We start from the raw sequence: 23,554 nt of genomic DNA, 5'->3' as shown, positions 1-23,554 counted from the left end.
ACCACCCTACATCGCAGACAGGATGTTCACTCCGGAGACCAGTGTGAAGCCGAGCAGCACGATAAGGGCTATTACCACCACGATGCAGCCCAAACCAGCAGCCTTCGTACCGCCCCGCTGCGCCCGTTCAAGCTCTTCGCGAGCCTTCTTATCGTCGAACGCATCGTCCAACCAGTTGTATTCGTCGCGCTTTACGCCCATATTCCGCAACAGCCCCTAATCGTCAACCTTCAGAATTGCCATGAACGCCTCTTGCGGCACCTCGACGTTACCGATGGCCTTCATGCGCTTCTTGCCCTGCTTCTGCTTCTCGAGCAGCTTGCGCTTACGGCTGATGTCGCCGCCGTAGCACTTCGCAAGCACGTCCTTGCGCTTGGCCTTCACCGTCTCACGCGCAAGCACGCGCCCGCCGATAGCGGCCTGGATGGGAACCTCGAACATCTGGCGAGGGATGATCTCCTTGAGTTTTTCGGTGAGCACGCGGCCGCGATCGTAGGCCTTATCGCGATGCACGATGAAGCTGAGCGCGTCGATGGGCTTACCGGAAAGCAGGATGTCAAGCTTGACCAGGTTCGACGGCTTGTACCCGTCGAAGTCGTAATCAAGGCTGGCGTAGCCTTTGGTGTTGGACTTGAGCTTGTCGAAGTAGTCCATGATGAGCTCGGACAGCGGGATCTCCCACAGCATCTCCACCGTATGTTGCGACAGGTAGTTCATGGTGACGAACGTGCCGCGACGGGCTACGGTAAGGTCCATGACCGCACCGACGTAATCGGGCGGGATGAGGATTTTCGCCTTCAAATAGGGCTCCTCGATACGCTCGATCTCGCCAGGGTCGGGCATCTCCTGCGGGGAGTGCAGGCTGATCATCTCGCCGCCCTGGCGGAACACGTGATACTCCACGGAAGGCGCGGTGGCGAGCAGGTCCAGGTTGAACTCTCGCTCCAGGCGCTCCTTGACCACTTCCATATGCAGCAGGCCCAAAAAGCCCACGCGGAAGCCGAAGCCGAGCGCATGGGATTTCTCCGGCTCCCAGATAAGCGCCGGATCGTTGAGCGAGAGCTTCTCGAGCGCCTCTTTGAGCGGCTCGTACTGGTCGGAGTCGATGGGGAACAAGCCCGTATACACCATGGGCTTGGCCTCGCGGTAACCCGGCAGGGGCTCGTCGACGCCGCCTTCGGCCAGGGTGAGCGTATCGCCCACCTTCACCTGGGAAAGGTCCTTAAGGCCGGTGACCAGATACCCTACCTCGCCCACGCCAAGCTGGGGCAGCGGCTCCTCGGCAGGATGACGCGCGCCCACCTCTTCGGCCAAGATAATCTTGCCGCTGGCCATGAGCTTGAGTTTCTGGCCCTTGCGCATGGAGCCGTCCACCACACGCACGAGCGCCACAACGCCGCGATATGGATCGAAGTAGCTGTCGAAGATGAGCGCGCGCAAAGGCGCATCCGCGTCGCCCTGCGGCGCGGGGATGTTGTAGACCACGGCCTCGAGCAGGTCATGGACGCCCACACCGGTTTTACCGCTTGCCAGCACCGCGTCGTCGGCCGGGATGGCAAGGCCGTCCTCGATCTCGGCCTTGACGCGTTCGGGCTCGGCGCTGGGAAGATCGATCTTGTTGATGAGCGGGATGATCTCAAGGTTGGCGTTCATGGCCATCATGGCGTTCGCCACCGTTTGCGCCTCGACGCCCTGGGTGGCATCGACCACGAGCACGGCGCCTTCGCATGCGGCCAGGCTGCGGCTGACCTCGTAAGTGAAGTCGACATGACCAGGGGTGTCGATGAGGTTGAACTGGTAGGTCTCGCCATCATCGGCGGTATAGTTGACGCGAACAGCCTGGCTTTTGATGGTGATGCCGCGTTCGCGCTCGATGTCCATGCTGTCAAGCAGCTGAGCCTGCATATCGCGATGCGCCACGGTGCCGGTCATCTCCAAAACGCGGTCGGAGAGCGTGGACTTGCCATGGTCGATATGGGCGATGATGCTGAAATTTCGGATATGGGATGGGTCGGTCATGTCCCCTCTTGCTTTCTTGACGCCTTATTATTGCGACGGTTACATGCCGATGCCCCGCAGGCAGGAGCTCCCGCGCTGCGAACGATGCCTTTCAGCATGCGACCATGATGTTTGCATAGAAACGGATTCTACCAGCTGGCGGCCATTCCCTGCCGCCATAGCACTACAATTCCACGTCAGCGGGCCCTGAAACCTCCGGCGATACCGTGACGAGCTGGGCTTTGACGCTTTGCCCGTTCACGCAAATCGCCCATGTGCCTTCGGACAGCTGAAGCTGAGCGGAACCGTCGGCCACCTTCGCCGACGAGACCTGCTCGGGGACGAATTTTGAACCGTCCTGGGAAACGAAGATAGGTTTGCAGACCAGAACCTGCTCGGCAGAGGTTTTGACGAATACGGTTCCGCTTGATTGAACGGCTGACGAAGGTGCGGCGACGTCGTAAACCTGTTTCTCGCCCGAATGGCAGCTGGAGCATTCCTGCCCCTGGTCGATAACCTCATGTTGGCCAGAACCGCAGCCGACGAGCGTGAACGCCATCGCTAGTGCAAAAGCAGCGCCTGCGGAGACGACAGCCTTTCGAATGCCCATTATTCAGCTCCTTTTGGATGAAACGTGCTATCGAGTTGTGCATTGTTCTGCACAACTGCAAATCAACAGGTGCAAAACCGTGCGATATCGGCTATTCTATCTCATTGTGTATCCGGCATATGCGCGCCCTTGCAATCTACGCAGGGCATCCGCAGACAAGGCTGCATGAAGGATTATCGTGGTGCCGGGTGGCCGATTGGCTAGCTGAATGGGAAATCCTGTCCATTCTCGCATATGCGTTTACCACGCGCATTCAGCGCTTGTGTGCATATGCCAATCTGTCACCTGTGCATCTCACCCACTCCTTCGCAGCTGCGCCGAATGCGCAGAGCAAGCCGAAAACGGCAAACCACGTTAAAGCGAAGGAGTTTCACAATGGCAAACATCAAGAGCCAGAAGAAGCGCAACATCACCAACGAGAAGTCCCGTCAGCGCAACCGCGCCATCAAGTCCGAGCTGAAGACCGCCATCCGCGCTGCACGCGAGGCCGTTGCCGCCGGCGACGCAACCGCTGCTTACGCCAAGGGCCTGTACGCTTGCCGTCTGCTCGACAAGGCCGTCTCCAAGGGCGTTATCCACAAGAACCAGGCCGCTAACCGCAAGTCCGGCGTGATGGCGCTCGTCAACACCATCGTCACCGATGAGGTGCGCGCTGCTTACGTGAAGCCCGAGGCCAAGAAGCAGGAGGCCACCGGCTCCAAGAAGGCCGCTCGCAAGGCTGAGAAGGCCGCCGCTTACAAGGCTGCCGCCGAGGAGAAGGCCAAGCGCGTTGCCGAGCAGCAGAAGCTCGAGGCCGCTGCCGCCGAGCGCAAGGCAAAGGAGGCCGCCGAGGCCGCCGCTGCCGAGGCTGCCGCTGAGGCCGAGGCCGCCGAGGGCGAAGAGGCTGCTGAATAGCATCTCACCTGCTGATGAACCAAGAACGGCTCCGGATTCCCGGAGCCGTTCTTTTTTGCATATGGTTCATGAGATGTAAGGTGCATTTCATTTTAAGACATCGACGCGAGCCGATGCCTCTTTTGTTGCACGGATACGGGACATCAACCAGAGTCAACGCCCTTTATCGGAACATGCATTAAGCGCAGATGCCGGAAGATGCGCGCCTTAAAAAGATCGGCATCATGTTGCAAAACCATGTCCGGAATCAGAGGAAGCGTGACGCAAAGCCATACCGCAACATAGCTCTACCCGCGCTTCGCGGTGACGTTCACCACCCACTCGCGGAATGCCGCATCAGGGTCCGCGCCGCTTTTCATGGCTTGCTCGGTATCGCGAGCAGTGATAAGCGCCTGCCGCAACTCCTGCGGAGTGTACTTCCGCGCCCATGCCGCATGGTTTTTCACGCGCCAGTCGGGCTGCTTGAGCGCAGCGGCTATCCCCCGCCCCTGCCCGCGGGCGGCAAGGCTTTGCGCGCACATGAGCTCGCGGATGCGCGTGACGCACATGGGGAGCAGCGCATGGGGCGATACCGACTTCATGCGCTGCAGGTCGAGCAGGCACTTCGCGGTGTCACGTGCCGCGAATGCGTTCGTGAACTCCCAAGGCTTAACTTCAGCGGTACGGCTGACAAGCGAGCGAACCTCTTGCTCCCCGACTGCCGCAGTGCCGGAATGGGCAAGGGCAACCTTCTTGATCTCGGCATCAAGGTGAACGGTATCCTCGCCTACCAGGTTCACAAGAGCGATGGCGGCGCCTTCCGAAAACGTGACCCCGTGGCCAACCGCCATGGAGCGCACCAGTTTAGGCAGGTCGCGGGCCTTCGGCGGGGCGCAGTCGATCACCGCGGTTTTGCCGTGCTTGGCGACCGCTTTGTACAGGCGGGTGTTCTTCGCAAGCTTCTCGGCGACGAGGGCGAGCACGGTGGTCTCGCAAGGCGCATCCAAATAGCTGACGATAGGTTCCGAATCAGCCTTCTTCAGCTTATCGGCATCGCGGACCTCCACCAAGCGGACGGGCGATGCAAACGGAATGGTATTGCATGCGTTGACCACATCGTCGCCGGTGAATTCAGCCCCTTCGAACACGTCGGAGTTGAACGATAAATCGCCCATGCTTGACAGACGCGTGCGAAGCCGCTTCATAACGGCATCGCGCTTCAAAGCATCCTCACCGGTGATGAGGTACACGGGAAGCAGGGATTGGTTGTTCTTCGAATCAGTCATAACCCTATTCTACCGCAGCGTTTCCACGCTGATATGGTCCTTAGCGAATCTGCATGCCACATCCCCGTGCTCGTCGGTGCGCATTACCGCACTTCCGGCACGTTCAAGGGACTCTACCGTTGATGCGGCAGGATGCCCGTAGCGGTTCCTTGCCCCCACCGAGCAGAGGGAAACCTGCGGCGACAGCGCAGCTGCCTGATCTTGCGTCAGCGCGTTTTTCGATCCATGATGGCCGACCTTGTACACGTCGACCCCGTCGATCAACCCGGCGGACAGCATCTGCGAGACCTCCTCATGCTCGGCATCCCCCACCAACAAGCTTCGCCACTCCCGGTTGCCGTCTCCATCGATATCGGTATCCACGGTAAAACAGAGGCTATCTCCGTTGCCGCCTTCGTCTCGAAACGCAACCGGCCACACGCAGGTGAATTCAAAAGCACCGAACCGGAACATGTCCCCTTGCGATAAACCCTCGACCCGTTCCTTCCCCACCAGCGTTTCCGCATGCTGCCGAAGCTTGGCGCACGATGCACAAGAGCACGCAAGGCCATCCCGGGCAAGGAGAACGCGATCGACCTGCACCACGCCATCAAGCGACGCCAGCGATCCCATGTGATCATCGTCGGGGTGCGTGACGATAAGGGCATCAAGACGAGTGATATGATGCCGTGCCAATGCCTGACGGAGCAAGGCGTCTTGATTGCCCGTATCCACCAGCACCGAATGTCCGCCGCTGCGGATCAGGATGGCATCGCCCTGCCCGACATCGAGCGCGACGATCTCGCATCCTCCATACGGAATCGGCGCTTTCAACAGGGCGAACACGACCGCGCAGACGATTCCGGTAACCGACAGCAACCGATACGCCGAATGGGAATCAGGCTTTGGCCACCATAGCCATAGCACGCAAGCCGACACGAAGCCTGCAAGCAACGCGACGAAAGCCGGGGCAACGATCGGGATGCTCGCGTAGGGAATCGACGCGCATGCCTGGACCACCTTCAAAAGCAACGAGGCGCTTGCGCACGTAATGGAAGCGACGACGCCGGGCAACGGAAGCATTGCACATACGACCGCCCCTATGATGCCGGCTGCGCATACCGGGCCGAACAGCGGCGCGATAGCGATGTTGGCAACCGGAGCCGCTAAAGGAAGCTGGCTGAACAAGGCCGCCGAAAACGGCGTCGCGAGCACTGATGAGGCGAACGTCAACGCCAACGCCTCACGGACAAAAGCCGGCAACCATCCCAAGCAAGCCTTCAACCATGAGTTAGCCAAACCGCCGAACACGACGATCCCGAGCGTGGCCAAAACCGACAGTGCGAACGAGGTCGATAACGCTGCTTGGGCATCAAGGGCGATCATAACAGCGATGCAGCACCCAAGCGCGGATAACGATGAGGCCCGGCGTCGCGCCGTCCACGACGTCATTCCAGCTACTGTCATAAGCGTAGCGCGAATGGCGGAAGCCGGCATAGCGGTAAGCGCCAGGTATGCCGCGAGCAACATGATTTGAGCAGCTACCGAAATCGATTTGGGAACGCGCAACGCACCAAGCATCGAGGCCATGAGCGCTGCGACAATGGAGAGATGCGCCCCGGAGACCGCAACCACATGCGCAAGCCCGCTGACCTGGAATTGCCGGTATACCGACTCTGGCAAGCCAGCCCTCCATCCGCAGGAGATGGCGGCTGCAAGGCCCATATCGCCACGTAACGGCTCCGTAAGCGCCCGCACGGCGCGCTCCCGAAACAAGAGGAGCGCAGCACCTGGACCCCGAAGCTCAACACGCTCGCAGGTTCTCAATTTGACGTTTGCGACGATGCCGCGTTGCCAACCCCGCGGTGCGCGATCCTCCGAAAGCCCCGATATCGTGCCGTAGCCGGTAAACCGCTGGCCATACATAGGCAGATTGCAGTCGCAGGGAAAGGAGATTTTCGCCGTGAACGATCGGTCAGACCCCTCCGACTGCACTCGAGCTGTACAGGAAACGCCGAATTCTCCTTGCACACCATCCGACAACGCGGTGATGCGCAGCAGGCCCTGCGACCCGATAGCCACCTGTTGAGCTTGATGAAGTAGCGCCCCTTGCGCGAAGCCCAAAACACCGCCGCACAGCAAACCCACCACGAGCACCAATGCCAGCAGGTGCCTTCGACGACGCCAAAGCAGGCAGAGACAGCATATGCATGCGATAAGCTCACCCGCACATAACATAGCGCACACGACAACCGAAAGCGAACGTGCAAACAACAACGCGGCAACGCACCCCGCCCAAACGCCTAACGAAAACGCCAGCACAGGAGGAATCGCAGGGCGCGAGGGGAACGAGACCTCGTCCTCAACGGCCCGGTCGTCGGGAACGATCGAATCCCGAAGCAACTCGCTTTGTGCGGCGCTTACCCGACGCAAATCGAATCCGCCAACGATGCGAACTTCTTGTCTCCGATCCCGGATACCCGCTTAAGGTCCTCAACGGTTTTAAACGGGCCGTTAGCTTGCCTATCCGCAATGATGCGCTGCGCTAATGCTGGGCCCACTCCGTTGAGCTGCTGCAGCTGATCGACCGTTGCCGTGTTGATGTCGACCTTCCCATTTGCGACAGCACCACCCGATGACACCGCAGACGCACCGGAATCCGCCGGAACAGGCGTCCCGGAGTCAGTAGCTTGTTGCATACTGGAAACGATGATCTGTTCCCCATCCTGTACCTGACGAGCAAGGTTGAGCGCATCGATGGCAGCGTCCTCGGCAAAACCGCCTGCTGCATCGATGGCCTGCTGCACCCGCGCATCGCCGGCAAGCTCATATAACCCGGGATCGGCAACCGACCCACCAACATGCACAAACAGAGAAGCGTTCTTGCTTTGCACAGGATCCGCCTGCCCCGATTCACCATCCGAAGCGTCGGCCTTCTCTACGGTGAAGGCGGAATCCGGCGCGACAACCGAAGTCAGGCCCACACCGCCTGCAACCAAAACGCAAATCGCAACAGCCGTGATGCCGATCACAACGGGAAGGCGCACCCCGCCCATATGCAGTTTGGCGCGAACCGAATCGGCGTACCGGATGAAATCCATAAGAGCCCCTTTCCTTGATTTCGGAAAGCATAGCTCCGCCATCTTGCAGGACCCTTGTCGAAAAGGACGGCACTAGTCGCATAAACCTTGCAGGATGAGTAGAAAGCAATCCGGGAAGCGCGTCTTCCAAACACCACCAAATGTCGTTGAAAGCACGGGAGCATCTCGAAGCGTCGTCAAGAAACCTTTCCTTGCGTCAAAAGCCAACGGCAAACGAGTTCGAATGACTTATCGACTCTCGCAAATCGGCTCCACTCGACACGCACCTTTCATCGCATTCGATGACTGCACAACATGCGGAGCCTTGCTTGCGTATGGCCGAACACGCAAGAAGGCCGCGCAAAAGCGCGGCCTTCTCATTCGGATCTCATGTTGCGCCTGAGATGAGGCGTCCAACCCATCGCGATATTCGCCGGAAACGCTATTCCTTACGCGGCTTTTTCTTCTTATAGCCCGGGCACTTGTAGTCGTGCGGCTCCGCGGCGTCGGCGAGCTCGGACACCCATTGATCGACGGGAAGCGCCGATTCGGCCTCGAGCACATCCTCGAGCTGCGCATGCGTCTCGGGATTGCGCGGCATGAACAACGTGCAGCAATCGGGGGCATCCTGAGACGAGATCTCGAAGGTGCCGACCTGCTGGGCCATATCGATGATCTCAAGCTTGTCGGTGCCGATGAGGGGACGGAACACCGGCATATCCACGGCCGCATCGGTGCAGCGGATGTTATCCAGGGTTTGCGAGGCCACCTGGCCGAGCGACTCACCGGTTACCAGGGCCTTCGCCCCTTCCCGACATGCGATCTCCTGCGCAACCTTGAACATAAGGCGGCGATACATGATAACGCGCAGCTGAGGGGGCACCGTCAGCGAAATCTCGCGCTGGTAATCGCCGAACGGTACGACATACACGCGGCCGATGCACCCGGTTCTCTCAAGCACATGCGCAATGTCGTCGACCAGATACTCGCTGGTGTCGCTGGTTTGCGGGCGGCCGGAGAAATGCACGCCGATGCAAACGGCGCCGCGGCGCGCCATGCGCCACGTGGCAACCGGCGAGTCGATGCCGCTGGACAGAAGGCAGGCCACCTTGCCCGAGCTTCCAACCGGAAGGCCGCCGACGCCGCGCACGCTGCGCGCGTACACGTAAGCGGCATTCTGCACCACTTCGACGCCTACCACCACATCGGGATTCTTCATCTGAACCTGTTTTTCGGGATGCGCCTCGCACAGCGCGGCGCCGATGATGCGGTTCATATCCATGGAACCGACCTCGAAATCGGTATGGTTGCGACGAGCCTGCACCTTGAAGCTGGTGAAGTCGTCGACATCGGCCATGGCCGCCAGCGCAGCTTGCTCCATTTGCGCCAGATCGCGTTCGCACTTGTAGCCGGAGGATACGCGGGCAACGCCGGGCACCTTGCGGATGAAGTCGGCGCAGCGCTTCTCAGTCTCCCAATCGGTGCCCTCGCGCAAAAACACGCACAGGCGACCGGAGATTCGATGGATGGTGACCACGTCGAAATCGGAAAGCAACGCCTCAAGGTTTTTGAGCAGGCGCATCTCGAACGTGGAGCGATTGTGCCCCTTCAGCCCGATTTCGTGGTAATGGACCAGGCAAATGCGCTGGAATTCGGTCATAGAACAGCCCTTCGAACAATTCGTTAAGCGGGTAAACGGAACAAACCCCCTGTCGTCCTGCAAGCCCTAACCTCATTTACAACGCACGCAGCGCAGCAAATTATCAGCGAGGCAGGCGCAGGACGCCAGAGGGTTCACACGTCAAACGAAAACAGCTTGGCGTAGTAAGGTTTAGTGGTTCTCGGCGTCGATGGTTTCCGGATCGTAGGAAACGTCGCCGCGGGCGATTTCGGAGAAAGCCATGGAAAGCGGCTTCTTATCTGCAGCTTTGGCGATCTCGACGGCAGTTTGCAGCTGGATGGCGCGATCGCGCTGGCCACGCATCATGTCGTTGATGTCGTGGGCGCGCTTAGATGCCAGGGCGCACAGCAGGAAACGGTCGTTATCGGTTGCGTCCAGAAGGTCGGTGATCCTGGGTTCGATGATGCTCATAGGGTAGTTAACCTCGCGTTTTCTCGGCTTGTTCGTTCACGTATGAGACGAGCTGCGAAACAGCTTCGTCAAGATTATCGTTCACAAGCTGTATATCATACTCCATTTTGCGGGAAAGCTCCACCCTCGCAGCCGCAAGACGCTGCTGGATGACTTCCTCGGTTTCAGTATCGCGGCCGCGAAGGCGCTGTTCGAGCACCTCCATGGAAGGCGGCTCGATGAAGATCAGGTGGGCCTCGGGTACCTTTTCCCTGATTTGGAACGCCCCCTGCACATCGATCTCAAGGATGACCTGCTGGCCTGCGGCCATATGCTCCTGAACGCTGGCCTTAGGCGTGCCGTAATGGTTGGACCCGTACACCGCCCATTCGAGCAGGCCGTCGGAATCGATGAGCTGCTGGAACTGCTCCTTGGTTTTGAACTGGTAATGAACGCCGTCGACCTCGCCTGCGCGGGGGCTGCGCGTGGTGGCCGAAACCGAGACCCACGCGTCGGGAACCGCCTGCACAAGTCGGGCCACCAGCGTGCCTTTGCCAGCACCTGATGGCCCGGAGATGACGAACAGATTGCCGCGGCGCACTGCCTAGCCCAGACGCTCGAGAAGCGCGACCTGCTGACGCTCGCCAAGACCGCGAAGGCGGCGGCTTTCGGCGATCTGCAGCTCCTTCATGACCTTCTCGGCCTTGGCCTTGCCGTAGCCGGGAAGGGTTTCGATGAGCGTGGAGACCTTCATGCGGCCGATGACCGGGTCGTCTTTCATATCGACCACCTGGGCAAGCGTGAGCTTGCCGGCCTTGAGATCATCGCGGACCTGAGCGCGCTTGATGCGAGCAGCCTTGGCCTTTTCAAGGGCCGCCTGACGATCTTCAGGGCTGAGTTGGGGAATAGCCATCAGTAATCTCCTTCGTGTAAATCAAGCGTTGTCGAGATACTAGCACGTCAACCGTCATCGACAACAACCAGTTACCCAAATCACAAAAAAGTTTTCGCAGAAAAATGGCCCTGCACCTGGGATTCTTCCGAATCTAACGCAAAGGCGCCCTTATTCAGCGACAAAACATTATGCACGAACGATGCCAGCAATGCCACGAACGCGCGAAATTCCCACTAGTCCAGCTCGGCCACGACGGCGTCGAAGGCGGCAGCCGGATCGGCGGCCTGCGTGATGGGGCGGCCGATGACGATGTGCGATGCGCCGTTTTCGAATGCCTGCTTGGGCGTGGCGACACGGGACTGATCGCCCAAGGCGCTACCAGCGGGACGCACGCCCGGCGTGACGATATAGCCCTCGGGGCCGAGCACCTCGCGAAGCATGGCCGCCTCCTGCGGGGACGCCACGACGCCGGAGATGCCGGAGCGCTTGGCCTGCTCGGCAAGCACGTTGACCTGCTCGGACATGGGACGGGTGACGCCGGTGTCGGCAAGGGCGGCCTGGCTCATGGAGGTGAGCACGGTGATGCCCAAGGTGATGGGCACATCGAAGCCGTATTCGGCAGCCGCGCGCTCGGCGCCCTTTTGCGCCGCGCTCATCATGGCGACGCCGCCGATGGTGTGCATCGTCATCATGTCCGCGCCGCTAGCGGCCGCAGAATACGCCGCGCCCTCGACCTGATGCGGGATGTCGTGGTACTTCAGGTCCAAGAACACCTTGAAGCCGCGCTCTTTCAGTGCGTACACGACGGCGGGGCCGTTGGCGTAGAACAGCGTCATGCCGATCTTCATCCACGTGGCCTTGCCCTGCAGCTTGTCAGCCAGCTCGAAGGCCTCTTCGATGTCGCAGTCCAGGGCGACGATGACGCGGTCGCGCTCGGGGATATCGGAAAACGTGGTTAGCATTGCAGCGCTCCAATCAGTTCGTTGACGTCTTTGACGCCATGACGCTCGCAATACTCGGCGATGCCGTCGATGACGTCGATGGTTGCCTGGGGGTTGACGAAGTTCGCGGTGCCCACCGCCACGGCGGTGGCGCCGGCAAGCATGAACTCCACGGCATCGGTGCCGTTCGAGATGCCGCCCATGCCCAGAAGCGGCACCTTCACCGCGTTATGGCACTGCCACACGCAGCGCAGGGCCACGGGCTTGATGGCGGGACCGGAAAAGCCGGCGAAAGGACGCGACGTGAGCGTGCAGCGGCGATCGGCGTCGATGGCCATGCCCATGAGCGTGTTGATGAGCGAGATGGCGTCGGCGCCAGCCGCCTCGGCGGCACGGGCGATCTCAGCGATATCGGTGACGTTGGGCGTGAGCTTCACGATGAGCGGACGGCGGGTGGCCTTACGGCACATGCCCACCACCTTCTCGACGGACTCCACGTGCGTGCCGATGGTCATACCGCCGGCATCGACGTTCGGGCACGAGATGTTGACCTCGTACGCGTCCACGGGAGCATCTTCAAGCGCCTCGATGACCTGCACGTACTCATCGAAGCTGTGACCGGACACGTTGACGATGGCGGTTGCGCCCACCTCGGACAGCCACGGCAGCTCACAGGCCTTCAGATGCTCGACGCCGGGGTTTTGCAAGCCGATGGAATTGAGCATGCCCGAAGGCACCTCGGCGATACGCGGGGAGGCGTTGCCCTCCCACCCGTTGAGCGAGACGCCCTTGGTGGTGACGGCGCCGAGGGCGGAGACGTCCACGAAGTCGGAATACTCGCGGCCCGCGGCGAAGGTGCCGGATGCCGTGGTCACAGGGTTTTTCATGGAAAGCCCGCCGAGGTTGACGGCCATGTTGACGCTTGTGGGGGCCGCGGTTGCGGGAAGCATGGGGGTTGCAGTCATCTACCACACCACCTTTTCTGCATCGAACACCGGGCCGTCGACGCACGAGCGCTTCTTGCCGTCGACTGTGTCCACCACGCACGACAGGCACGCGCCAACGCCGCAGGCCATGCGCTTTTCCAGGGAGATTTGGCACGGCACGCCGGCCTCGGCCGCCTGACCGGCCACGATCTTCATAAGGGGCTCGGGGCCGCAGCACGCCACGTACTGATACGGCGCGCCGTCGACGCCGGCGGCAAGCGCTTCCTGCACCAAGGAGGTGCAGAAGCCCTTACGGCCGAGCGTGCCATCGTCGGTTGCCACGCGCACATCGCGAGACAGAAGCTGCTCGTAGCGCTTCAAGCACACGAGCGCATCGGCGGTTTGCGCGCCGAGCACCACGTCCACGTGCACGCCGGAGCCGACGAGCTCCTGGCACAGCATGAACAGCGGGGCCGCACCCACGCCGCCGCCCACGAGCAGCGCGCGCTGCGTACCGGCGGGCGCCTGCCAGCGACGACCGACTGGCCCGATAAGCTCGGCGGATTCGATTTCATTAGCCACATCGGGGGCAAGCGCGGCAAGATGGTTCGTGCCGAAGCCCACCGTTTGGTACAGCACGTCGAGCGTGCCGCCGGCCGTATCGGCCGCGTACACCGAGAACGGGCGGCGCAGCACATGGCCTTCCATTCCGGGAATCTTCATATGCACGAATTGACCGGGTTCGATCGCGGCCGCGATGGCCGGCGAGGAAAGCGTCATGAGATACAGATTCGGACCCACGCATTCGTTTTCCAGAATGCGGACCCGCTCGTTCACAAGCGCCACAGGGCTCCTTCCGTCACGGTGGCCGCGATGCGGCCCTTGCTACGTTGGGAGCGATTGTACCATTGCAGCAGCTGGCAGGGGCACATGCCGACAAGTCGAACGCAAACGCACCACGAGCGGGCCCGAAGCGCCCGACCGCGAAAGCAAGAAGCTGCAGGCTCGAAACGACGGTGAAAGCGGCGGCGCCCCGCAATGCATGCAGGGCGCCGCCACGCGAAGCCGCCTCCCGACACCGCTTCCCCGCCGGATTGCGCGGCGAGATCCGTGCGCCTTACCGCGCCGAACCCCCCTCTAGCGGCAAAGGATGCTGCGGAAGATCCTGCAGCGCGATCGCCGACAGGCCGTTGGCGCGCATGGCCTCCAAACCCGCCGCCATGGCCTGGGCGCCCGCAAGCGTGGTGATCTGCGTGACGCCGTGCTTGACCGCCTCGGTTCGAAGCTCATAGCCATCGTCACGGGTGGCATGCCCGAACGGCGTGTTGATCATGAGCGCGATCTCGCCGGCGATCAGCATGTCGAGCACGTTGGGCGCCCCTTCGCTGATTTTCTTAACCGGTGTACAGTCTACACCGGCAGCCCGCAGCGCACGCGATGTGCCCTCGGTTGCCACGATGCGGAAGCCGAGTCGCACGAAATCGCGCGCGATAGGCACGATGCCGCGCTTGTCGCGATCGCACACGCTCACGAACACCGTCCCCCCTTCGGGGAGCTTGTAGCTGATGGCAAGCTGCGTCTTGTCGAACGCGCAGGGGAAGTTCTCCGCGATGCCCATGACCTCGCCGGTCGACTTCATCTCAGGTCCGAGGATGGTATCCGCGCCCGGGAACCGGCCGAAGGGCATGACCGCCTCCTTGACGCTGAAATGGTCAAGGCGACGCTCGTCGCTGGGCAAGTGCAGATCGGCGATGCTCTCCCCCGCCATAATGCGGGCCGCGGCCTGGGCCAAGGGAACCCCGGTTGCCTTCGAGGCGAACGGCACGGTGCGGCTGGCGCGCGGATTGGCCTCGATCATGTAGATGACCTGGTCCTTGATGGCAAACTGGATGTTGAGCAGGCCCACCACGCCCAAACGGAGCGCCAGGCGGCGCGCGATGGAACGCAACTGCGCCTGAATGGCGTCCGAGAGCGAGAACGGCGGCGTGCAGCACGCCGAGTCGCCGGAATGGATGCCCGCCATCTCGATGTGCTCCATGATCGCGCCGACATAGGTCTCGGTGCCGTCGCACAGGGCGTCAAGGTCCAGCTCCACGGCTCCCTCAAGGAAGCGGTCGAGATACACCGGATGATCCGGCGTGATCTTGGCCGCCTCGGCCATATAGCGCTTCAACTGGCCATCGTTGTAAACGATGCCCATGCCGCGTCCGCCGAGCACGTAGCTCGGGCGCACGAGCAGCGGGAATCCGATGTCGGCAGCCACCTTTCTCGCCTGATCGATGGTGGTCGCCTGCCCAGCTGCCGGATATGCGATGGCAAGCTCATCGCATACAGCGCGGAACCGGTCGCGATCCTCGGCAAGGTCGATCGCCTCGGGCTTCGTGCCCATGATGTTGACGCCGGCTTCCTGCAGCGCCGCCGCCAGCTTCAGCGGGGTTTGCCCACCTAGCGTGACCACGACGCCCTCGGGCTGCTCGATGTCGACGATGTCCATGACGTCCTCGAACGTAAGCGGCTCGAAGTACAGCTTGTCGGAGGTATCGTAATCGGTCGACACGGTCTCGGGGTTGCAGTTGACCATGATCGTCTCGTACCCGGCATCGCGAAGCGCATAGCTGGCATGCACGCAGCAGTAATCGAACTCGATGCCCTGCCCGATACGGTTCGGCCCGGCGCCCAAGATCATGACGCTCTTGCGACCCGGCGTGGGCACGGCCTCGTTTTCGTCGGCATCATAGGTCTTGTAGTGGTATGCCGTGGTGCCAGGGAACTCGGCGGCGCAGGTGTCGACCGTCTTGAACGCGGGCACGATGCCGAGCTGCTTGCGGCGAGCACGCACCTCAAGCTCATCAGCCCCGGTCAGATGCCCGATCTGCACGTCGGATAGGCCCATGCGCTTGAGCAGCCGGAAGGCCTGCGCGTCAAGGCGGTCGAGCGACATCCCGCGAAGGTTCTCCTCGATGGTGACGATATCGCGCATGCGGTCGATGAACCATGGGTCGATGCCCGTGGCCTCATGCAAGCGCTGCGCGCCCCACCCGCGGCGCAACGCCTCTGCCATGTAGAAGATGCGGTCTTGCGTGGGGCGCCCGACCAGCTCATCGAAGCCGTCCTGCCCCAATATCTCCTTGCATTTGCCGTCGGCGTTCAAGCCGGCGCGCCCGTTCTCCAGCGAGCGCATGGCCTTGCCCAGCGCCTCCTCGAACGTACGCCCGATCGCCATGACCTCGCCCACGGCCTTCATACGCGTGGACAGCACGTCGTCGGCGCCCTGGAACTTCTCGAACGCGAAGCGAGGAACCTTCACCACGCAGTAGTCGATGGAAGGCTCGAAGCATGCAGGCGTGGCCTTCGTGATATCGTTGACGATCTCATCGAGCGTGTATCCGACGGCAAGGCGCGCCGCGGCCTTGGCGATAGGGAAGCCGGTCGCCTTCGATGCAAGCGCGGAAGAACGAGATACGCGGGGATTCATCTCGATGACCACCATGCGCCCGTTTTCCGGGTTCACGGCGAACTGCACGTTCGATCCGCCCGTCTCGACGCCCACCTTCTCGAGAATGGCCAAGCTTGCCGCGCGCATGCGCTGGTATTCCACGTCGCTGAGCGTTTGAGCAGGGGCAACGGTGATGGAATCGCCCGTGTGCACGCCCATGGCGTCTAGGTTCTCGATGGAGCAGACGATGATGCCGTTTCCGGCCTTATCGCGCATGACCTCCATCTCGTATTCTTTCCAGCCTTTGATGGATTCTTCAACGAGCACCTCGCCGGCAGGCGACAGCTCAAGGCCCTGCGAAACGATCAAGCGCAGCTCCTCCTCGTTGTGCGCGATGCCGCCGCCAGCGCCGCCCATGGTGAAGCTCGGGCGCAAAACCACCGGATATCCGAGCTTTTCCACGATGGCCAGCGCATCCTCGACGCGATACGCATAATCGCTGCGGGCCGTTTCGATGCCAAGCTCCGCCATGCACTCGTTGAACAGCTTACGGTCCTCGCCGCGGTTGATGGCTTCAAGGTCGCAACCGATCATCTCGACGCCGTATTTCTCAAGAATGCCGGATTCGGCCAGCTCAACCGCGGCGTTCAAACCGGTTTGCCCGCCCAAGGTGGGCAGAAGCGCATCCGGATGCTCGCGAGCGATGACCCGCTCGATGAACTCGGCGGTGATGGGCTCGACATAGGTACGGTCGGCCATGGCGGGATCGGTCATGATGGTCGCCGGGTTGGAATTGACCAGCACCACGCGATAGCCCTCATCCTTGAGCACCTTGCACGCCTGCGTGCCGGAGTAATCGAATTCGCACGCCTGACCGATGACGATGGGACCCGAGCCGATGACCAGGATGGTTTCGATATCGTTGCGTTTAGGCATTCGCGAGCTCCTTCGTTGCTTCGGCGCCGAACCGCCATCCCGCCAAGCGATCGGCGGCGATGTCGATGTCCAGATAATCCTTGCGTCCCTCCATCAAGCGCGCGAACGCCGTGAACAGATAGTGCGCATCGGTCGGGCCCGGCGCGGCCTCGGGATGGTACTGCACGCAGAATGCGGGAACGTCCAGAAACGCCACGCCCTCCACGGTGCCGTCGTTGAGATTGACGTGGGTCAGCCGAATGCGCCCGAAGCGCTCGTTCCGCACAACGGGAGCGATGCCGGCGCGTACCCAAAAGCGCAGGTCATCATGATGTTCGGTATACCCGCCCGATAGCTCGGGCACAAGCTCGCCCATGCTGGGGAACAGCACGCCGAACCCATGGTTTTGAGCCGTGATCTCCACGCGGCGCGTGAGAAGGTTCATCACGGGATGATTGCCGCCTCGATGACCGAACTTGAGCTTCTCGATATCGGCGCCGGCGGCTTTGCCCATCATCTGATGCCCGAGGCAGATGCCGAACATCGGCACCTTGCCGAGCAGTTTCTCCACCTGGGAATACGTGCCCGAGACCGCATCTGGATCGCCGGGTCCGTTGCTTAAGAACACGCCATCGGGATGCTGCGCGAGCACGTCCTCGGCAGGCGTATCCCACGGCACGCACGTCACCGAGCATCCGGCGCGCACGAGCCCATCGAGGATGGAGCGCTTCACGCCGCAATCGTAGGCGATCACCTTGAAACGGGCATCAGGAACCTCGGCCAAGGCGAACCTCACGCTATCCGGCATATCGTGGGCGGTATGCGCATAGGGACGCTCGCAAGACACCGTGGCAGCAAGGTTTCGCCCCACGATGCTCTCGCTCGCGCGCACTTTCGCCAGCAGGCTTTCCGCATCATCATCTACGGTGGAGATGATCGCGCGCTGGGCACCATGATCGCGCACGTGGCGCACGAGCGCGCGCGTGTCCACGTCCTCGATGGCCACCACGCCGTTGCGTTCAAGGTATTCGCCAAGCGCCATATCGCTGCGCCAATTGCTCGGCGTTGCGCACATATCGCGCACCACCAGCCCTCGCAGTGCGGGCTTGCCCGATTGCGCGTCCTCGAGGTTCACGCCGTAGTTGCCGATCTGAGGATACGTCAGCGTGATGATCTGGCCTGCATAGCTGGGGTCGCTGATCACCTCGAGATACCCCTCAAGCGAAGTGTTGAAGCATATCTCGCCAAAAGCCTCCCCCGCGGCACCGCACGAGGTGCCGAAGAACACCGTGCCATCTTCTAAAGCCAACGCAGCCTTCGCGCCAACCCCCTTCGAGGTCCCGCGAAGCAGCTGTTCTGTGATGTTGCTCACATGCAACTCCTTTCGTGATGGCAAGCGCGCACCGACTCCGCAAGGCCGAATCCCCACGTCGTGGGCCGAACACCATGTAATCAAAGCCGGCCATTGCCTGCCATATTCCTTTTCGGTCTCTCCGTACCGCCCTTAAAGGACTTGGAGGAGTATACAACTGAATAGCTGTTTTGCTTTGCCTTATGCAGTTTTATTACCTATTGTTAACGTGATATGCATTGGAATTGGCTGCCGATTTTGTGCAGGCGCACATAAACCCCTGGTGGGACGCGGATTTCGGCCCGCTTTCCCATTGAGGGGAACCTCCCATACGTAGTAGGATGTTCGCTATACGGGGAAATATTCCGGAATCGGGAAGGGGAAACCGATGGGGATCGATGAACAGGCGGCAAGCCAACCTCCAGGTGCGATGCGCGGCGCCATCGTGGGAACGGTGGCTTTGGTGACGGTGTTCGCGGCCGCCTCCGCGCCCATACCGCTGTACGCCACGTGGCAGCAACAGCTGGGTCTTACCGCCTCAGATGTTTCCATGACCATCGTCATGTACCTGTTCGGCGTGCTTTCCGTCCTGTTCTTTGCCGGATCGCTTTCGGACGCATCCGGGCGCAGGCCCACGGTGGGCGCCGCGCTTTCCTGCGGCGTTGCCGGCTGCCTGCTGTTCATCGGCCTATCAAGCGGCCCCATGCTGCAATTCGCCCGTTTCGTGCAGGGCGTTTCCTGCGCGCTGTCCATGAGCGCCACCTCTGCGTTCGTGATCGACTGCACCTCGGAGCGCCATCGCACGTTCGGCATGACCATCGCAAGCACGGGGTACCTGATCGGGCTTACCGTGGGTTCACTGGGCATCGGATTTTTCGCCACCGTTTCCACCGCCTACTGGCAGGTATTCGCTGTGATGGCCGTGATCATGCTTGCCACGATGCTCGCCCTTCCCTTCACGCCCGAAACGGTGCACAACCGCATCACCTGGAAAAAGGCCGTTAAACCGATGACGCACGTGCCGGCGCATCTTCGCAAGCTGCTTCCCATCGTGGCCGGCGGCTATATCTCCACCTGGTCGGTCGGCTTCTTCTTCCAATCGCTTTCCACGCCGGCTTCGGTCGACTACTTCGGGGCAACCGATCCGCTCATCCCGTCCCTCGTGCTTGCCTTGGCCATGGCCCCGAGCGCGCTCGGAGGCCCTGTTTCAGCACGCATGGGCACGCGATCCTCAATGATCGTCGGCTACATCATCATGTTCGGCGCGATCGTGGCTCTAGGGGTTTGCATGGTTTTGGGGCTTTTGGTCCCCTATCTGGTGCTCGAGGTGGTGTTCGCGGTCACTACGGGCATGATCCTGTCATCGAGCCTGCATATGCTCATCAGCGCATCGACGCCGCAGGAAAACGCCAGCGTGGTGACACTTGCCAACCTGACCGGCTATGTGGGGTCGACCGTGGTCTCAGCCATTCAAACAGGGCTCACCGCCACATTCGACCTGGCAACGGTGTACGCCTTCATCGCGCTCCTGGCCGCCATCTCCATCGTGCCGGGATGCATATCCATGGCCAAGCATAAGCGATAACTGTAAGCGAAAGAGCCTTCGCGTCCGGATAGGGAAATGCGTTTCGACGCTCCCCCATGCAATGCGACGGGCTGGCAATGACGAGGAGGGGACATGACCGAAAACTGCGAAGCATCGAACGCGAAAGACTTAAGAAGCGCCATCATCGCGGCGTGCGCCATGCTGCTGACCTTCGCCGCGGTGGCGGTGCCTGTGCCGCTGTATGCCGAGTACAAGATAGCCCTGGGGCTGACCGACGCCGACATCTCGTTGACCATGGTTTCCTATCTTACCGGAGTACTGACCACGTTATTCCTAGGAGGGTCGCTCTCGGATGCGCTCGGTCGCAGGCCGCTTGTGGCCGCTGCCCTGCTATTCGGCTCGCTTGCCTGCGCGCTGTATATCTGGCTGCCTAACGGGGCCGCCTTGCAGATCGCCCGTATGGTGCAAGGCATATCGTGCGGTCTTACCATGAGTGCAACCTCGGCTTTCATGCTCGACTGCACCTCGCAGCGCTATCGCACCTTCGGCACCACCATCGCCAGCACCGGATGCCTGATCGGCATGATGATCGGGTCTTTGGGCATCGGCATATACGCCACGTTCTCGCGCAACTATATCCCCATGTTCGCCGTGCTCATCGTGCTGATGATGCTCAATGCCATCCTGCTTCCGCTTGCACAGGAAACGGTCACGCAGCGGATCACCATCCGCAAGGCCATCAAACCGCTCGTGCATATCCCGAAGAACCTTCGTCCGGTATTCCCGCTTGCTGCAGGATGCTATATCGCGGCTTGGGGCACCGGTGTGTTTTTCCAATCGCTGTCAACCCCTGCCGCTGTGGCGTACTTCCAGTCAACCGACCCGCTGATCCCCGCGCTCATGTTTGCGCTGGCCATGGCCCCGAGCGCCCTAGGAGGCCCCATGTCCGCCCGCACCACCACGCGTTTCGCCGTATACGGTGGCACGGCATTGCTGTGCGTCACCTACGCGATCTTGTGGTTCACGTTGACGAAGGGCATGACGGTGCCGTTCCTGATCGCCGATGGCGTGTTCAGCGTTTCCACCGGCATCCTGCTGTCGGCTAGCATGCACATGCTCATCAATTATAGCGATCCCGCCGACAGCGCAAGCGTGGTGTCGCTCATCAACTTCACCGGCTATGTAGGCTCCACCGTGGTGAGCATCGCCATGAGCACCATCGCCAACACGCTGGCCTTAAGCACCGTGCTTATGGTCGGTTTCGCCATCTCCATGGTCTTCATGATCCCCGGTTTCGCAACGAGGGCGCTGCGCAAGTAGCGAGAATCACCTGCAACAGCATAATTAACCTATTCGAACGCAAAAAGGGACGTCCCGGATTCCGTCCAGGACGTCCCTTCGTTTATGCGCTGATAAAGTCCGGCGCTATTCGACGATCTTGCCGTCTTCCATGGTGGCGTAGCCGCCGACGTACACGTCGGTTGCACGGCCGGTGAGCTCGGCCCCAATGAAGCCGGAGTTCTTCGCCTTGCTGCAGAAATCCGCAGCGTCGACGGTCCAGGCGGCCTCAGGGTCGATGACCGTCAGGTCGGCGGTGCTGCCGGCCTCGAGGGCCACGCGCTCCACGCCCAGGATAGCGCGCTGGTTGGCTCCCATGAGCTCGGTCATGCGCTCCCAGGTGATCTTGCCGGTGGCGACCAGATTGGTAATGACCAGGCCCAGGCTGGTTTCCAGGCCGATCATGCCGAACGGCGCCAGCTCGAACTCGCGGTCCTTCTCCCATGCGGTGTGCGGGGCATGGTCGGTGACGATGGCGTCGACGGTGCCGTCGACCACGCCGGCGATAAGGGCTTCAGCGTCGGAAGCCGTGCGCAGCGGCGGGTTGACCTTGAGCGCCGTGGAGTAATCGTCGCCGATGTTGTCCTCGGTAAGGAACAGGTGATGCGGGGTGACCTCACAGGTGACCGGCAGGCCCTCGGCCTTAGCGGCACGGACCATGTCAAGGCCGCGAGCGGTGGAGATGTGCTGGATATGCAGCTTGCAGCCGGTCAGGCGGCACAGCGCGATATCGCGAGCGATCTGCAGCTCCTCGCCTTCAGCCGGCCAGCCCAGAAGACCCAGGCGCGTGGAGGCGACGCCCTCGTTGACCTGACCGTCGCCAACCAGGTCCTCGTCCTGGCAGTGGCTCATGACCACGCAGCCGAACTGGCTGGCGTAATCCATGACGCGGCGCATCATGCCGGCCGCCTGGATGCCGCGGCCGTCATCGGTGAACGCGACGGCGCCGTGTGCGGCCATGTCGCCCATCTCGGAGAGCGTCTCGCCCTTCAGGCCCTGCGAGCAGGAGCCCGACACGTGCACGCGGCACTTGCCGGCCTGAGCGGCGATGGATTTCACATACTCGACGGCGACGGCGTTGTCGACGACCGGGTTGGTGTTGGGCATGGCGCAAACCGCCGTGAAGCCGCCATGGGCTGCGGCGCGGGTGCCGCTGGCGATGTCTTCCTTCTGCTCGAAACCCGGCTCGCGCAGATGCACATGCATGTCCACCAGGCCCGGGACGACGATCTTGCCAGCCAGGTCGCGCTCGACGCCCTTCTCCAGGGTGAGACCCTGACCGACCTCGACGATCTTGCCGTCGCGGATGAGGATGTCGGCGGTTTCGTTCAGACCGACCTGCGGGTCGATCACGTGCGCGTTCTTAAGCAGTAATGCCATCTTCGCTCCCTCCAAGCAGCAGGTACAGGGCGGCCATGCGGGTCAGGATGCCGGCATAGACCTGGTCAAGGATGACCGAACGCTCCGGGTGGTCGGCCATAAAGGAATCCAGCTCGACGCCACGGTTGATGGGGCCGGGATGGCAGACGATGCAGTCGGGGCGCATGAGCTTGTTGCGCTTCTCGGTGAGGCCGTAGAGCATGTTGTACTCGCGTAGGCTGGGGTACGGCGCACCCTCGAGGCGCTCGCGCTGGATGCGCAGCATGTACACGACGTCGAGCTCGGGGAGCACCTCGTCGATGTTGTGCGAGATGTGGTCGACGCCAAGCACCTCGGGACGTGCGGGCAGCAGCGTGGGCGGGGCGATGGCGGTGACCTCGCAGCCCATGATCTTCAGGGCCGGGATGAGGCTGCCGCACACGCGGGAGTGCCCGATGTCGCCGACGACGCCGACCTTCAGGCCGTCGAGACGGCCCTTGGTCTGCCAGATGGTGTACAGGTCGAGCAGCGCCTGCGTGGGATGCTGATGCTTGCCGTCGCCTGCATCGATGACGTGGACGCCGGACACATCGGCGATCTTGCGCGGCACGCCGGCGTGCTTGTCGCGCACGACGATCATGTCGATCTTGTAGGAGCACAGCGTTTCCACCGTGTCCACCAGGCTCTCGCCCTTGACCGAGGAGGTGGAGCTGCCGCCGAAGTTCAGGCTTGCGGCGGACAGGCGCTTCTCGGCCATCTCGAAGCTCGAGCGCGTACGAGTGGACGGCTCGTTGAACATGTTGACCACGGTGAAGCCCTTGAGCGTGGGCACCTGCTTGATACGGCGCTCGTTGACCTCTTTGAACTTCACAGCCGTTTCAAGGATGGCCATGATGTCATCGGCGGAATACTCCGTGATGTCGATAAGATGCTTATGGTTGAAAGCCATT

At 61.5% G+C, this 23,554-nt stretch carries 19 protein-coding genes and 1 pseudogene; 3 read left to right on the top strand and 17 right to left on the bottom strand.

The genetic code is table 11. The features are described 5' to 3' along the window. Positions 1-6 precede the first annotated feature (6 nt). The 3 genes from SFHG_RS04115 to SFHG_RS04105 form a co-directional block, all read right to left on the bottom strand. Positions 7-201, bottom strand: a complete 195-nt coding sequence (locus tag SFHG_RS04115) for a hypothetical protein (RefSeq protein WP_042434127.1) — start codon at positions 199-201, stop codon at positions 7-9. A gap of 15 nt (positions 202-216) precedes the next feature. After that, positions 217-2,019, bottom strand: a complete 1,803-nt coding sequence (gene lepA / locus SFHG_RS04110; RefSeq protein ID WP_042434125.1) for a translation elongation factor 4 — start codon at positions 2,017-2,019, stop codon at positions 217-219. Between the two features lie 163 nt (positions 2,020-2,182). Then, positions 2,183-2,608, bottom strand: a complete 426-nt coding sequence (locus SFHG_RS04105; RefSeq protein WP_042434122.1) for a hypothetical protein — start codon at positions 2,606-2,608, stop codon at positions 2,183-2,185. A gap of 375 nt (positions 2,609-2,983) precedes the next feature. On the opposite strand from SFHG_RS04105, the pseudogene rpsT reads away from it, so the two are divergent. After that, positions 2,984-3,241, top strand: a pseudogene (gene rpsT, locus SFHG_RS11100) (30S ribosomal protein S20); the annotation flags it as partial. A 548-nt stretch (positions 3,242-3,789) separates the two neighbouring features. Here rpsT and holA read toward each other — a convergent pair. From holA to carA, 12 genes are all read right to left on the bottom strand, one after another. Continuing rightward, the gene (gene holA / locus SFHG_RS04095) at positions 3,790-4,767 is read right to left on the bottom strand and encodes a DNA polymerase III subunit delta (protein ID WP_042434116.1); all 978 of its coding nucleotides are present in this window, start codon (positions 4,765-4,767) and stop codon (positions 3,790-3,792) included. Positions 4,768-4,776: 9 nt separating this feature from the next. Then, complete coding sequence (locus SFHG_RS04090; RefSeq protein ID WP_162096557.1) at positions 4,777-6,870, bottom strand: DNA internalization-related competence protein ComEC/Rec2; 2,094 nt, start codon at positions 6,868-6,870, stop codon at positions 4,777-4,779. Between the two features lie 296 nt (positions 6,871-7,166). Beyond that, positions 7,167-7,847: a ComEA family DNA-binding protein gene (locus tag SFHG_RS04085; protein ID WP_042434113.1), complete on the bottom strand. Its 681-nt coding sequence runs from the start codon at positions 7,845-7,847 to the stop codon at positions 7,167-7,169. 421 nt (positions 7,848-8,268) lie between these two features. Next, positions 8,269-9,486: a tRNA uracil 4-sulfurtransferase ThiI gene (thiI, locus tag SFHG_RS04080; RefSeq protein WP_042434110.1), complete on the bottom strand. Its 1,218-nt coding sequence runs from the start codon at positions 9,484-9,486 to the stop codon at positions 8,269-8,271. Positions 9,487-9,657: 171 nt separating this feature from the next. Beyond that, the gene (locus SFHG_RS04075) at positions 9,658-9,918 is read right to left on the bottom strand and encodes a DNA-directed RNA polymerase subunit omega (protein ID WP_042434108.1); all 261 of its coding nucleotides are present in this window, start codon (positions 9,916-9,918) and stop codon (positions 9,658-9,660) included. Between the two features lie 7 nt (positions 9,919-9,925). After that, on the bottom strand, positions 9,926-10,498 hold the full coding sequence (gmk, locus tag SFHG_RS04070; protein ID WP_042434105.1) for a guanylate kinase: 573 nt from the start codon (positions 10,496-10,498) through the stop codon (positions 9,926-9,928). 3 nt (positions 10,499-10,501) lie between these two features. After that, the gene (gene mihF, locus SFHG_RS04065; RefSeq protein WP_042434102.1) at positions 10,502-10,810 is read right to left on the bottom strand and encodes an integration host factor, actinobacterial type; all 309 of its coding nucleotides are present in this window, start codon (positions 10,808-10,810) and stop codon (positions 10,502-10,504) included. Between the two features lie 215 nt (positions 10,811-11,025). Then, positions 11,026-11,754, bottom strand: coding sequence for an orotidine-5'-phosphate decarboxylase (gene pyrF, locus SFHG_RS04060; protein ID WP_042434099.1), 729 nt, complete (start codon positions 11,752-11,754; stop codon positions 11,026-11,028). Beyond that, entirely contained in the window at positions 11,748-12,698 is a 951-nt protein-coding gene (locus tag SFHG_RS04055) for a dihydroorotate dehydrogenase (RefSeq protein WP_081468927.1), read from the bottom strand. The genes pyrF and SFHG_RS04055 overlap by 7 nt, the downstream gene beginning before the upstream one ends. Continuing rightward, positions 12,699-13,505, bottom strand: coding sequence for a dihydroorotate dehydrogenase electron transfer subunit (locus SFHG_RS04050; RefSeq protein ID WP_042434096.1), 807 nt, complete (start codon positions 13,503-13,505; stop codon positions 12,699-12,701). It lies immediately after the preceding gene. A gap of 271 nt (positions 13,506-13,776) precedes the next feature. Next, positions 13,777-17,031: a carbamoyl-phosphate synthase large subunit gene (gene carB / locus SFHG_RS04045; protein WP_042434093.1), complete on the bottom strand. Its 3,255-nt coding sequence runs from the start codon at positions 17,029-17,031 to the stop codon at positions 13,777-13,779. Continuing rightward, positions 17,024-18,373, bottom strand: coding sequence for a glutamine-hydrolyzing carbamoyl-phosphate synthase small subunit (carA, locus tag SFHG_RS04040; protein WP_392391967.1), 1,350 nt, complete (start codon positions 18,371-18,373; stop codon positions 17,024-17,026). Before carA ends, carB begins: the two co-directional genes overlap by 8 nt. Before the next feature lie 376 nt (positions 18,374-18,749). Between carA and SFHG_RS04035 the strand changes: the two genes are divergently transcribed. Beyond that, on the top strand, positions 18,750-19,946 hold the full coding sequence (locus SFHG_RS04035) for an MFS transporter (RefSeq protein ID WP_042434087.1): 1,197 nt from the start codon (positions 18,750-18,752) through the stop codon (positions 19,944-19,946). Positions 19,947-20,039: 93 nt separating this feature from the next. After that, entirely contained in the window at positions 20,040-21,227 is a 1,188-nt protein-coding gene (locus SFHG_RS04030) for an MFS transporter (protein ID WP_042434085.1), read from the top strand. A 105-nt stretch (positions 21,228-21,332) separates the two neighbouring features. Here SFHG_RS04030 and SFHG_RS04025 read toward each other — a convergent pair whose 3' ends face one another. Beyond that, positions 21,333-22,625 (bottom strand): dihydroorotase, encoded by a 1,293-nt coding sequence (locus SFHG_RS04025; RefSeq protein WP_042434083.1) that lies wholly within the window; start codon positions 22,623-22,625, stop codon positions 21,333-21,335. Continuing rightward, entirely contained in the window at positions 22,609-23,553 is a 945-nt protein-coding gene (locus SFHG_RS04020) for an aspartate carbamoyltransferase catalytic subunit (protein WP_042434081.1), read from the bottom strand. The genes SFHG_RS04025 and SFHG_RS04020 overlap by 17 nt, the downstream gene beginning before the upstream one ends. Position 23,554 lies beyond the last annotated feature (1 nt).

Origin of the sequence: Senegalimassilia anaerobia JC110 (assembly GCF_000236865.1) — a bacterium.
GTDB lineage: Bacteria > Actinomycetota > Coriobacteriia > Coriobacteriales > Eggerthellaceae > Senegalimassilia > Senegalimassilia anaerobia.
This window is presented reverse-complemented; position numbering and strand designations above follow the sequence as displayed.

Excerpts from the sequence above, each read along its gene's own strand:
- thiI (WP_042434110.1), bottom strand. The coding sequence starts at position 9,486 with ATGACCGAATTCCAGCGCATTTGCCTGGTCCATTACCACGAAATCGGG.
- SFHG_RS04055 (WP_081468927.1), bottom strand. The coding sequence starts at position 12,698 with ATGACTGCAACCCCCATGCTTCCCGCAACCGCGGCCCCCACAAGCGTC.
- SFHG_RS04105 (WP_042434122.1), bottom strand. The coding sequence starts at position 2,608 with ATGGGCATTCGAAAGGCTGTCGTCTCCGCAGGCGCTGCTTTTGCACTA.
- SFHG_RS04020 (WP_042434081.1), bottom strand. The coding sequence starts at position 23,553 with ATGGCTTTCAACCATAAGCATCTTATCGACATCACGGAGTATTCCGCC.
- SFHG_RS04030 (WP_042434085.1), top strand. The coding sequence starts at position 20,040 with ATGACCGAAAACTGCGAAGCATCGAACGCGAAAGACTTAAGAAGCGCC.
- SFHG_RS04075 (WP_042434108.1), bottom strand. The coding sequence starts at position 9,918 with ATGAGCATCATCGAACCCAGGATCACCGACCTTCTGGACGCAACCGAT.
- holA (WP_042434116.1), bottom strand. The coding sequence starts at position 4,767 with ATGACTGATTCGAAGAACAACCAATCCCTGCTTCCCGTGTACCTCATC.
- SFHG_RS04085 (WP_042434113.1), bottom strand. The coding sequence starts at position 7,847 with ATGGATTTCATCCGGTACGCCGATTCGGTTCGCGCCAAACTGCATATG.
- SFHG_RS04035 (WP_042434087.1), top strand. The coding sequence starts at position 18,750 with ATGGGGATCGATGAACAGGCGGCAAGCCAACCTCCAGGTGCGATGCGC.
- pyrF (WP_042434099.1), bottom strand. The coding sequence starts at position 11,754 with ATGCTAACCACGTTTTCCGATATCCCCGAGCGCGACCGCGTCATCGTC.
- mihF (WP_042434102.1), bottom strand. The coding sequence starts at position 10,810 with ATGGCTATTCCCCAACTCAGCCCTGAAGATCGTCAGGCGGCCCTTGAA.
- SFHG_RS04025 (WP_042434083.1), bottom strand. The coding sequence starts at position 22,625 with ATGGCATTACTGCTTAAGAACGCGCACGTGATCGACCCGCAGGTCGGT.
- SFHG_RS04115 (WP_042434127.1), bottom strand. The coding sequence starts at position 201 with ATGGGCGTAAAGCGCGACGAATACAACTGGTTGGACGATGCGTTCGAC.
- lepA (WP_042434125.1), bottom strand. The coding sequence starts at position 2,019 with ATGACCGACCCATCCCATATCCGAAATTTCAGCATCATCGCCCATATC.
- carB (WP_042434093.1), bottom strand. The coding sequence starts at position 17,031 with ATGCCTAAACGCAACGATATCGAAACCATCCTGGTCATCGGCTCGGGT.